This window comes from Planktothrix rubescens CCAP 1459/22 (assembly GCA_904830895.1).
GTDB lineage: Bacteria > Cyanobacteriota > Cyanobacteriia > Cyanobacteriales > Microcoleaceae > Planktothrix > Planktothrix agardhii.
In genome coordinates, this window is record LR882958.1 from 2,462,417 (window position 1) to 2,475,198 (window position 12,782).

Consider the following 12,782-nt stretch of genomic DNA (forward strand, 5'->3'; position numbering starts at 1 on the left):
TTAACCCTTAATTTTTGTGTTGTTTGGGGTAAGTTTTAATTAAGATTTTCTGCATATTATATCACGAAAAATTGAATTGAATCTTCACCAGAAAGGGATTATCTTAAAATTATCGATTTCACTTTTGACCAAAAATTTTCAATTGGGGAAAAATCAGGTCTTCAGCCATTACATCTATAATGAAATATCTTGCTGACCCCCCCTACGAAACTTAATGGGCTGCGGACGCTTTTGCACCTTTACCTCCCTTACCTAAAAAGAATAATAACGGTAACGAAAATAAAAATGTTACTCCCACCACCCTAAAAATATCGGCAAAAGAGAGAACCGCCGCCTGGGTATCGACAATTTGACTTAATGACGCTAAGGCTTGTTTTTGGGCTGTTACCCCATCCATACCCTGACTTTGGAACATCGCCGTCAGCGCTTGTAACCTTTGATTTGTGACAAAATCGTAGGGAGTCAAATGGGTGAGAAGTACCGCTCGATGGAAGGCTTCTCGCTGACTTAACAAACTGGTGAGGGCGGCAATTCCTACACTCCCGCCCAATTGTCGGGTTAGGTTATAAAACCCCGACCCGGCCGATATCGCCTGTTGGGGCAATCCTCCCAAAGTGGCTAAACTCAAAGGCAAAAACATCAACACCGTCACCCCACCCCTGGCTACTAACGGCCAAAATAGCTGATCCGTACCCGTTTGGGCACTAATAGTGGAGAGGTCAAACATCACCAAAGCCGAACCAATGGCCCCTAAAGCAATTAATAACCGGGCATCGACTTTCGTTGATATTTTTCCTAATAGTATCATCATTACCGCCGAAAATAACGCCCCTGGAGCTAATAAAAATCCCGTTTGTGTTGCTGAAAAATGAAGAATACTTTGGGCAAAAATTGGGACGACAAATAACGTCCCATACAGTCCTATCCCCAAAATCCCAGAATAAATACTCCCGGCGGCTAAAGACCGATACCGCAAAACCCGCAGGTCAACAGCCGGATTTCGGGTGGTCAATTCCCGCCAAATAAATAACGCCATCCCCACCGTCGCTGTAATCGCTAGAGTCCGAATAAAACTGGATGAAAACCAGTCTTCCTGTTCTCCTTCTTCTAACAACGCTTGGAAACTGCCAACTGCCACCGTCAGCAAAATAATCCCCCACCAATCAACTTTGGTACTTTGGGAATTGTTTTCTTCATTCTTGGGCAAAAATAGCCAAGCCATCAAGGTTGCTAAAATACCAACGGGCAGATTAATAAAGAAAATCCACCGCCAACCCAGGGTATCTGTCAGGTATCCCCCTAAAGTTGGGCCAATGGCGGGGCCAGCAATTACGCCAACGCCAAACACCGCTTGGGCGATACCTTGTTCATGGGGGGCAAAGGTTTGGAATAAAATGGCTTGACCCTTTGCCAGTAACCCACCCCCACACAACCCTTGCAGAATCCGAGAAATAACCAACATAGGTAAATTAACAGAGAATCCACAAAGAATAGATGCCAGAGTAAAACCGACTAAGGAGAAAATAAAATAAGATTTACGCCCAAAAAAATCTCCGAGCCAAGCGCTTAAGGGAATTAAAATCACGTTAGCGATCGCATAACCCGTCACCACCCAAGCAATTTCCGTCACCGTCGCCCCCAAACTGGCTTGCATATCCGTCAGGGCAACATTAACAATACTGGTATCAATAACTTCTAACATGGCTCCCAAAGCGGCCGTTAATGCGATCGCCCACTTCAAATAACCCTGAATATAATGGGGTTGATTCATATAAGTGTTGATGTTTGACACCGATGGGGGTTACCCACCTCTACAACTAATTACTAATTGCGGTTTCCACACTTACGGTAATGCTCAAACCCGCCCGCAGTTTGTGTTCGGGGTCAGCATTGGCGACAAACGCTAGTCGCACGGGAACCCACTGCACAACTTTGTTAAAATTGCCTGTGGCATTGTCGGGAGGTAATAAGGCAAATTCAGCCCCCGTTGCGGGACTAATTCCCGTTACCGTTGCCCGAAATATTTCCCCCGGATAGGCGTCTACCCGCACTAACGCCATTTCCCCGACTCGTAAATTCTTTAACTCCGTTTCCTTAAAATTCGCTTCAATATAAATATCATCGGTCTTCAGGGGAACTAACGCTAATAACGGTTGTCCGGGTTGGATTTTTTTCCCGACTTCCGCCGTCAGTTGACCGACATATCCACTCACCGGGGCGGTAATAGTAGTATAAGCAAGCTGTTGACGGGCTAAGGCGAGGGAGGCTTGCGCCTGTTTAATCTGGGCTTGAGCCAGTTGGGTTTGATCTTGTTTTATAACCACTTCCTGACCTGAAGCTTGGGTTTCTGCAACCTGAGCTTGAGACGCCCCCGCTTGGGCTTGGGATTTTTCTACCTCGGCTTGGGCCTGACCGACTTTAGCTTGAGCTTGTTGGAGTCGAGCTTGGGCAGTTTTTACCGCCGATTTTGCTTGGGCAAGTTGAGCTTGGCTATTAACAACCTGGGCTTGAGCTTGTTGGAGTTGGGACTGGGCATTATTCACCGTTGCTTGAGCCTGTCCTACCCCCTGTTGGACAACGGTTAAACTAGCTTGAGCTTCTGCAAAGGCAGCTTGGGCTGTATCCCGTTGTTGAGCCGAAACTACATTTTGCTGATAAAGGGATTGATAGCGTTGAAAATCCTGTTGAGTTTTGGTAACTTCAGCCTCTGCTTGGACAACTTTAGCCCGGGCTGCATTTACGCCTAATTCCGCTTCCTGAATTTGAGCTTGTTGGGCGGCAATATTGGCTTGGTCTTGTTGGAGTTGAGCTTGAGCTACGTTAACACCGAGTTGAGCCTGTTGCAGTAGGGCTTGGACGGCAATTGCTTCTGATTCGGCTTGCTGAACATTAGTTTGTTCGGCGGTAACGGCTGCTTGTTGCGCTTTTAAATTGGATTGCGCTTGTTCAACTTGACTAATATTAGTATTGGCGGTTAAAGAAACATTATCCTTAGCAGTTTGTAATTGTGCTTCGGCTGCATTTAAGTTGGCTTCTTCCTGTTTGATTTTTAATAATAAATCTTGATCTTCTAAAATTACCAAAGGTTGACCAGCTTGCACATAATCCCCATTTTTAATTAATACTTTTTGAACGGTAGCCGCAATTTTTGGGGCAATCGGAGAAATATGGCCTTCAATTTGGGCGTTATCCGTTGTGGCGTGGGTGCTTTGAAATTGCCACCAACGGCTTCCGAAAACGGCTCCTGTAATTAATGCGATCGCTCCTACTAACAATAACCCCCAAGGCCGTTTTTTTCCAGAGGGTTTGGCTTCCTCAACCACGGGAATTTCAGCGATGGGCGGTTGATGTCCATTGGTTTGAATCTGTTCAGAAGATAAAGGCTTCTGAACTTCAACGGGTTTGGCTTTTAAGTGAGAATCAATAACAGTGTTGGATTTCATCTTGCTGTTCTCTATTAATCAAGGTGTTATTAGTAGGCAAGGGACTGATACCCTGCACGAAAAGATCGACACAGGTTTCGATATAATCTTCGCGGTTATAATGGATGAAATTGGGGATGGCATTACGTCGCAGCATTCCTGCCAATAGCATTCCGGTAAATAAATCTATAGCGGGTTCTAATCTTAAATCTGAGCGCACTTTACCCCGTTTTTGGCTGTTTTTGAGGTAATTAATTAGCTTTTCTCGTAGGGGTTGGGTAGCTTCAGCAATAATCTGAGATGCGACTTGGGGATGGCGTTTAGCTTCTCCGATAAAAGTGCGAATCAGGGCTTCATGTTCTTCGAGCATGGTGTTATAAAGCCAGCTATAATGGGTTAAATCCTTTTTTAAATCCTGCGTCCACTCTTTTTGATGAGTCAATGCTTCCGTTTGCAAGGCGGTTGCTTGTTGGACAACGGCGGCAAGTAACTGTTTTTTGCTATGGAAATGACGAAATAACGTGACTTCATTAACTCCCGCCATCCGAGCAATTGCTTTTGTGGTGGCTCCCGCAATTCCAGCTTCAGCAAACACTTCTAAAGCCGCTTTCAATAAGCGACTGCGAGTGAGTGCGGTTTTCTGCTCCTGAGAATTCATAGATTATAACGTAAGTGCTTACTTGCATTATAACAAATAAATATAGAAACCGGGTTTCTAATTTGATCTCTGGGCAAAAATCAGAGATTTTATTCAGAATATCCAGTTTCTATCCCCAGATTTTAACGGTTAGAAATCGCATAATGGACTAAAGCAGCCATGCGTTTTCTGAGGGTTTCTAACCCCAAGGCTTTAGAAGCGGAAATATAAACCGCTTGAGGATATTTTTCCTGCGCTAATCGTAAATTTTCCCCATCAGTTTGATCGATTTTATTAAACACTAATAATCCCGGGCCAGGAGTCACAGGCATTTCTCTTAAAATCTGCATTACCGACTCAATTTGACTTTCCCAGGCGGAATGGGATAAATCCACTAAATGAATTAAGGCATCCGCGTCCGTCACCTCTTCTAAAGTAGCTCTAAACGCATTAACCAAAGGAGGCGGAAGTTCATGTATAAATCCGACTGTATCCGTGATAACAATTGTTAAAGGCTCCTCCGTTATCATATCAGGAATCTCTAAACGGCGAGTCGTGGGATCAAGGGTAGCAAAGAGTTGGTCAGCCGTATAGACTTCCGACTGGGTTAAAACGTTCAATAAAGTTGACTTTCCAGCATTGGTATAGCCCACTAAGGCCAAGGTCGGAACCTCTTGAGCTTGACGATTTTGGCGCAGACGAGAACGATGGGCTTGTAGTTGATTCACTTCCTGTTGTAGCCGGGAGATTCGACGCTGGATGGCCCGCCGTTCCGTTTCCAGTTTGGTTTCTCCTGGCCCTCTGGTTCCAATTCCGCCCCCTAAGCGAGACATAGCCAGACCTCGACCAGTTAACCGGGGTAAACTATATTCCAGTTGGGCCAGTTCTACCTGTAATTTTCCCGCCCCCGACTGGGCGCGTTGAGCAAAAATATCAAGGATGACTTCGGTTCGGTCTACAACCCTGACCCCGATTTGGGTTTCCAGGTTCCGAACTTGGGCGGGAGATAAGTCCCGATCAAATACAATTAAATTAGCTCCGATGGTTTGGGCAACCAAGGCAATTTCTTGGACTTTCCCCTCTCCGACAACGGTTTGGGGGTGAGGATGCGATCGCTTTTGGCGTAAAGTTTGTAACACCTGACCCCCGGCGGTATCGACTAAACGCACCAATTCCGTTAACCCATCTTCAAACCGTTGGGGGGATATTTTATCCGTTTTCACCCCCACTAACAGCACTTTATCCTGACTAGAATCGACTTCCCTGGCGACAAATTCCCGTTCAAACTCCGTTTCTAGTTCGTTGACTAAATCGAGAAAATCCTGTTGCGATAGGGCATCCAGACTCATCGGCAACGACAAATAATAGGGAATGGCAGAAAAACCGTTATCAATTTGTTGATTCTTAGTCGTGTCCATTTCCGGGACAAGGTGAGCCATATAAGTGTCTTTAATATAGCCCGTTTCACCCCCTCCTCGTCGCTGAAAACCACCTCCGGTCAGGGTGAGAACTACCAGAATGTCCAAACGTTGAATCGCCATGGCAGTCAAAGCTGCTTCTTTAGGGGGTTCCGGGCTAGTTTGGGTGGTAATACAACGAATTCCACTCAGGCGTCCATTCCCATACCGGGGGAGTTCTAAGGGGGGAATTTGAGTTTGGCGAGGAGTTCCGACTCCCACCCGCATCACCTGTCCCCGACGGTTAATATAGGCGCACAGAGGCTGATCAATTTCTGTACTAATTGCCGCCAGTCGCTGGGCAAATTCTACGGTTGTAATTAAATCGCCTGGTAATCGTTGATGATACAGGCTTTGCAACCGTTTAAGCTGACTGGCTTTTAGACCTTGTAGTTGACCATAAATCGTTTCGATAGGCACGTTTTACCAGTTTCCTGGCCCTCCATAAACAATAGGGGTTAATTTGAAATATGATAGCTTGAATTTTGATCGGAGTGTGGGCTGTGGGCTGTCCAAACCGGACTCATAACTTAATATTTTCTTGAGGACTATTAGATGTCGAATCTGATAGAATCCTTTTATATTTAGGGCTAAATTGATTAAATTTGTGATTAATCTTTAATCAAATGACAGGCTACAGAATGGTTTAAACCCATATCTTTTAATGGCGGTTCCTCCAGCCAACATTGTTCCATAACAGAGGGACAACGACTAGAAAATCGACATCCCATGGGCGGGTTTAGGAGACTAGGAATTTCTCCAGTTAATAAAATTCGTTGTCGTTTGGCTTCTAATTCTGGGTCAGGAATGGGGACGGCGGATAATAGGGCTTGGGTATAGGGATGGAGAGGATTTTCATACAAAGAAATCCTATCTGCAAGTTCAACAATTTTGCCCAAATACATAACTGCAACTCGGTCAGAAATATGGCGAACTATACTTAAATCATGGGCAATAAAAAGATAGGTTAAACCTAAATTTTGCTGTAGGTTTTGGATTAAATTAATCACTTGGGCTTGAATGGAAACATCCAAGGAGGCAATCGGTTCATCGCAAATAATGACATCAGGATTCATTGCCAATGCTCTTGCAATCCCTATTCTTTGTTGTTGTCCTCCTGAAAATTCATGGGGATAACGATTAATTGCATTATTATTTAATCCGACTAATTCCAATAATTCTTTGACGCGATTTTGAGCTATTTTAGTAGTAGCTAATTGATGAATAATTAAAGGTTCACTAATAATTTTTTCTACAGTCATTCGAGGGTTTAAGGAAGAATAAGGGTCTTGAAAAATCATTTGCATCCGGCGACGAAAGGGTTGCAATTCCTTGGGATTTAAAACGGTTAAATCGGTATTTTCAAAGTAAATTTTTCCCACCGTAGGAGGAGAAAGCTGTAAAATCATCCGTCCAGTTGTGCTTTTTCCACAACCTGATTCTCCGACTAAACTTAAGGTTTCTCCCCTATTAATATTAAAGGTAATTCCATCAACGGCTTTAATGGCTGCAACTTGACGTTGTAGCAAAATTCCTTCCATGACTGGAAAGTGTTTTTGTAAGTTTTCTACCCGAATTAGGGGAGTATTTTTTTGATTGGATTTAAGTTTTATTTCTAAAGTATTAACCATATTTTTATTATAATAAATATTTATATTATAAGCAATTCGGCGATTGGGAATCCGGCGATTGGGAAATCACGTCTACACAAACGAAGTCCGCCTACGCGGACTAGGAAGGGAGTAGAGAATTTGCAATCGAAGATTCTTATAACCCGCGCAGGCGGGTTTTGTCTGTGTAGGCGCGATTTCAATCGCCGAGATTAGAGCCGAGATTAGAGGAAATCTGGCGATTGGGAAATCGCGTCTACACAAACGAAGTCCGCCTACGCGGACTAGGGGTAGTTTTAGAAATTAATTCCCACTCAGAAATCATTGATTGCTGACGGTGGTGAACAGCTTGATTTCTGATATAATTAGCTACACTGTCGATGGCATCGTGGCTAACGGTAAAAGCCCCGTAGCTGCCTTGCCACTTAAAAAAATCACCCGGTTTAAGTTGGTGAGTTACGAAATGAGAGGAACTTCCCTTAATTTGCTTAATTATTTCAGCTACCGCCAAAGTTGTTGGAAAACCTATTAGCAAGTGAACATGGTCTTCTATACCTCCAACTGCGATTACAGTACATTCTAATTTTTTACATTCTCCAATAATAACGGCATAGATTTCTTGCTGAATATCAGGAGTAATCAAAGGTAATCTATCCCAGGTTGCCCAGACATAATGGAGATATATTTGCGTAAAATTTTCTCTCATTTTAATTACAATATCCTAAATTTATCCCCAACCCGCGCAGGCGGGTTTTGTCTGTTTAGACGCGATTTCAATCGCCGAAATTAAAGCGATTAGATTAGAAATCCGGCGATTAGGAAATCGCGTCTACAGAAACGAAGTCCGCCTGCGCGGACTGGGAAGGCGTCAACAATAATCCTTAATAAATAGTATAATTGATTGCACCATCCCAAATCCCATTTCTCCGATGAAGTCTGAACCCCAACCAGCCTATCTCAACCTGATAAATCAACTGCTAACCTGTGCCAGCGGCGAAGAACAAGAGATATTGAACACTCACCCCGAATTGCTCGATGATGGCTTGGTGGCGGCTATGCTAGAAAAGGCAGATAATCTTAGAGAACAAGGCGAACTAAATAATGCTAATCGGTTGAAAGATTTTGCCGGGATACTGGGTAAGGTAGATGGCGACTTCCTAGCGGGAATTGCGCTGAAAGCGGAAGCAGACAGAGTGTTAGAACAAGGCAATCAGCAATATGCAATCAGTCAATTTAGAGAAGCTTTGCAGTCTTGGGAACAGGCATTAACTATCTATCGGGAAATCGAAGATCGCCAAGGAGAAGCTAATTCCCTCGGCAACTTGGGCAATGCTTACCTTTGCCTAGGGCAATTCCAGAAAGCGATCGCATTTCACCAACAGTCTTTAGAGATTGCACGGGAAATCGGATATCGCCAAGGAGAAGCTGCTTCCCTCGGCAGTTTGGGCAATGCTTACTATTCCCTAGGGCAATTCCAGAAAGCGCTCGGATTTTACGAACAGTCTTTAGAGATTGCACGGGAAATCGGATATCGCCAAGGAGAAGCTGCTTGCCTCTGCGGTTTGGGCGCTGCTTACTATTCCCTAGGGCAATACGAGAGGGCGATCGCATTTCACGAACAGTTATTAGAGATGGCACGGGAAATCGGATATCGCCTAGGAGAAGCTGCTTCCCTCGGCAATTTGGGCGAGGCCTACTATTCCCTAGGGCAATACCAGCAGGCGACCGAGTGTCACCAACAGTATTTAGAGATTTCACGGGAAATTGGATTTCGCCAAGGAGAGTCAATTGCTCTAAATAATTTGGGAAATACTTTACTAAAAACTCACCAACTTGCAGAAGCTGAAACAGCACTTCGTGACTCAATCAAAATTCATGAAACTCTGCGTTCTGAATTAGTCAATAATGACCATAAAGCCTCAATCTTTGAAATCCAGGTAGAATCTTATCGCCTGCTGCAACAAGTTCTAGTTGCCCAAACTAGATTTGATCAAGCCTTAGAAATATCTGAAATGTCGCGTACCCGTGCCTTCGTCGAGTTATTGCAGCAAACCTTATTAACAACCCCCCCTCAGTCCCCCCCTTATCAATGGGAGGAAGTAGATAAGTCCCCCCTTACCAAGTGGGGGTTATCTGAATCCCTCCCTCTTAAGCCCCCCATTGCTAAGGGGGGGTTGGGGGGGTTATCAATTCCCAAAATCCAACAAATCGCCCGCGACAGAAACTCCACAATAGTTGAATATTCGATTATCTTTGATGAAGACATTTACATCTGGGTAATCCAACCAAACGGCAACATCACCTATCGCGCCGCCAACCTCGAACCCCTCAACCAACAAAATCAAACCCTCAAACAAATCATCCTCAAAACCCGCGTCTCCATCGGCAGTAAGGAAACCGACGACGAAGGCAACAAAATTCAACTAGAAAGAGAGTACCAACCAAACCAAACAGGCGGCTATCCCCTATTGCAACTCCTCCATCAAATTCTAATCGAACCGATCATCGACTTGCTACCCACCGATGCCAATAACCAGATCATCTTTATCCCCCACTACGACTTATTTTTAGTTCCTTTTGTCGCTTTGCAAGATAGCAAAAATCGCTACTTAATCGAAGATTATACTATCCTCACCGCCCCATCCATCCAAGTATTAGAAATCACCCGCGAACATCAAAACCGAGTCGGAGGATTGAGACAAGCCGCCCTAATTGTCGGCGATCCAACCATCGATCCAAAATTCAAAGAAAATCCCTACAAACTCAACCAAATGTCTAGGGCAAAAGAAGCCGCCGAAGCGATCGCCGCCATTTTAGGAACCCAAGCAATTAGCGGAGACAATGCCACCAAAGTTGCCATTTTAGACAGAATGCTAAACACCCGTATCGTCCATTTATCGGCCCACGGACTCCTCGACGATTTCCAAGGTTTCGGCATTCCCGGCGCGATTATTTTAGCACCATCAGAAAACACCGATGATGGCTCACTTAACGCAGCAGAAATCCTGCGATTAAAACTCGACTCCGAACTCGTAGTTTTAAGCGCGTGCAGCACCGGGCATGGTAGAATTACCGGAGATGGAGTTGTCGGATTATCGCGTTGCTTCATTCTCGCGGGAGTCCCCAGTATTATCGTTTCCCTGTGGAATATGGGAGTGATATCAGCCAAATTGCTAATGACTCAATTCTACCAAAATTTAGCCCGGGGCGACAATCGAGCAGAGGCTTTGCGGTGTGCTATGCTAACCACAAAAGCTCGATTTCCGAGTCCCATAGCTTGGGCAGCATTCACCTTAATTGGGGAAACTGAAACTTTACCATTATCAACGGAAAAAATAGATTTAAGGGGGCTAAAAATGTCACTTCCTGACAATACCAAACCTGAAGAAATTGTGGCTGGTTTAAATAAATTATTAAAAACTTGTCCACCCTATTTATTTGCTGAACATTTACCAGCGCTTAATGTTTCTGCGACGGATAATGTCAATATTATAGCTGAAAAAATCAAGAATTGGTGCGAAACCAGACCTAAAATTGAACAGAATTTAGAGAATGAAATCGATCAAATGGGTGCGGGTGGTACTGATAGCGATGCACCGGAAGAAATCGTCAGGGAATTTTATGAAACGTTGATTGAAAATCAGATTAGATTAGGTTTATCTGTGTCGTCTGTGGCGGAGGTTGAAACGGATACAGACGACACAACCGATTAGGAAATCCGCCGATTTCAACCCGCGTAGGCGGGTTTTGTCTGTGTAGATGCGATTTCAATCGCCGAGATTAGAGCGATTAGATTAGGAAATCCGGCGATTGGAAATCCGGCGATTAGAAATCCGGCGATTAGAAATCCGGCGATTAGAAATCCGGCGATTAGAAATCCGGCGATTGGAAATCCGGCGATTGGAAATCCGGCGATTAGGAAATCGCGTCTACAGAAACGAAGTCCGCCTGCGCGGACTAAGATTGAATTAAGATAATGTCTTATATTTTCTTTGATTATGAACGAAGCACAGCAAATTAAAAATCCCAGTATTACCCTCTATCCTTTCCACCTGCGGGATGATAGGGACGAAAGCAATAAGCAAGTAGCCAAAAATGCTCAAAATTTGTGGGAAAATCTAGCGGATAATGTTGGTAAAGAGTTTGATATTAACGAACTAAAATCCCTCAGAGATAAGCTAAATTGCTACAAAAACGGACATTACAAACCAGACGATAAACAGGAAAATCTGAATGACGGAAAATTACTAAAGCCCGATGGAAAAACTCTGAAATTTCAGCAAATTACTCAGTCAGATAACCAAAAACTTGATGGTTCTATCTATGCCCTACGAATTCACGACACTTACACCGCAGACTTGACATTTAACTATAAAAATACCACAATAAAAGTATCAGAATTAACTCAATTAAATCCCCAAGGTTGCTTGTTACCCAATGCAATTAAACCATCTTTGGGACAAACCTTATTGTTATACGCCGAACCAGCAGTTTATGATACTTACCGGAAACTGGCTGACGAATGCGTTAAAGCTTTTGTACAAAATAAACCGGAAAAATCAGTAGACTTTCGGGCCGAAGGAAAGTTATTTGGTAGTCCGATTTTTGAGTATGACAGCCGAGAAAATGATGCAACTAAGCGGTGTCATATTCTCGTATGGCTAAAACAAAATCCCGAAACTTTGAAATCCGTAACGCCGGCTTTTAACATTTACTTGATTAATCTACTTTGTTATCGCGCTAAAATCGTGTTTGTGTATCACGAAGCTAGAAAAAGGTATCGCAAAGCACAGCAAATAGTCAGCGAATTAGAAAAAAACCTTCCGAAATTCAGTGAAATAGAAAAGGAACAAGATAGACAAATTAAATTGCTGAAATTAAAGGAATTGCTGGCTAAAGTCCGAACTAAAATGTTTGATTTTTCTCAACAAATGCGGTATTTGCAAGAAGATAGAAATACCATTGATACTAATGCTGAAAATTATGGTGAGGCTTTGACAAAAATTAAAAGTTTGTGCATCGACGGCGACAATTTGGAATTTTTGCAGAAGTTTTTAGATTTAGCTGAGAATAAATATCAACGGCAAATTGAAATAGATTTCAACTACTTAATTGCCAGTCAAGATTTGTTCCAGCAGTCGATATCTACTGTGCGAGGCATGGTGCAAATTGAGCAGGTGGAATTAGATACGGAACAGGAACAAAATGAAAAAAACCGTGATCATCAACTTGAGAATATCATCTTTTTTGTCGGAACTGCGATCGGCGGCGGACAAATATTTTCCGCAGCCTATCCTTTAATTAAGGATACACCAATTCAATGGCAACCCGATTTTTCTCTACCTTTGCATCCCTTTTTTGCCACACTTATCTGTAGTGTACTGTTCGGTTTAGGATTTGGCTTGCTAACATTGCTGATAGTTTGGGTAGCCCGAAAAATATTTCCCAAGTAAACCCTAAGACCTAACCCCCCACTGTTTCATTTTCACGCCTTCCCAACGAAGTAACCCCTATTTATTAACAATCTATTTCAGGTAAGTAGGTGGTCATAAATAAAGTCAACAATAGAAGAAGATTGTTTAGGATAATTCTTAAGGGTTACTAAGGGAATTCATCGGGTTTACCATTTGGTATATATAAACCAGACTATTTAATT

General features: G+C 43.4%; 8 protein-coding genes. 2 read left to right on the plus strand and 6 right to left on the minus strand.

The window, feature by feature from the left end:
- Positions 1-211 precede the first annotated feature (211 nt).
- From NMG86_RS11595 to tnpA, 6 genes are all read right to left on the minus strand, one after another.
- Positions 212-1,771, minus strand: coding sequence for a DHA2 family efflux MFS transporter permease subunit (locus tag NMG86_RS11595; protein WP_043938685.1), 1,560 nt, complete (start codon positions 1,769-1,771; stop codon positions 212-214).
- A 46-nt stretch (positions 1,772-1,817) separates the two neighbouring features.
- Complete coding sequence (locus NMG86_RS11600) at positions 1,818-3,443, minus strand: HlyD family secretion protein (RefSeq protein ID WP_026797679.1); 1,626 nt, start codon at positions 3,441-3,443, stop codon at positions 1,818-1,820.
- Positions 3,421-4,080: a TetR/AcrR family transcriptional regulator gene (locus tag NMG86_RS11605; RefSeq protein WP_026786828.1), complete on the minus strand. Its 660-nt coding sequence runs from the start codon at positions 4,078-4,080 to the stop codon at positions 3,421-3,423. The genes NMG86_RS11600 and NMG86_RS11605 overlap by 23 nt, the downstream gene beginning before the upstream one ends.
- 122 nt (positions 4,081-4,202) lie before the next feature.
- Positions 4,203-5,930, minus strand: a complete 1,728-nt coding sequence (gene hflX / locus NMG86_RS11610; RefSeq protein WP_199918722.1) for a GTPase HflX — start codon at positions 5,928-5,930, stop codon at positions 4,203-4,205.
- Positions 5,931-6,127: 197 nt separating this feature from the next.
- Complete coding sequence (locus tag NMG86_RS11615) at positions 6,128-7,147, minus strand: ABC transporter ATP-binding protein (protein ID WP_026797680.1); 1,020 nt, start codon at positions 7,145-7,147, stop codon at positions 6,128-6,130.
- Positions 7,148-7,382: 235 nt separating this feature from the next.
- Positions 7,383-7,832 carry an IS200/IS605 family transposase gene (gene tnpA, locus NMG86_RS11620; protein WP_026797681.1) on the minus strand — a complete coding sequence of 150 codons (450 nt, stop codon included), beginning with the start codon at positions 7,830-7,832 and terminating at the stop codon, positions 7,383-7,385.
- 223 nt (positions 7,833-8,055) lie between these two features.
- Between tnpA and NMG86_RS11625 the strand changes: the two genes are divergently transcribed.
- Together NMG86_RS11625 and NMG86_RS11630 are read left to right on the plus strand one after the other, a co-directional pair.
- The gene (locus NMG86_RS11625) at positions 8,056-10,839 is read left to right on the plus strand and encodes a CHAT domain-containing protein (protein ID WP_026797682.1); all 2,784 of its coding nucleotides are present in this window, start codon (positions 8,056-8,058) and stop codon (positions 10,837-10,839) included.
- Between the two features lie 285 nt (positions 10,840-11,124).
- Entirely contained in the window at positions 11,125-12,579 is a 1,455-nt protein-coding gene (locus NMG86_RS11630) for a hypothetical protein (protein WP_026797683.1), read from the plus strand.
- Positions 12,580-12,782: the final 203 nt, after the last annotated feature.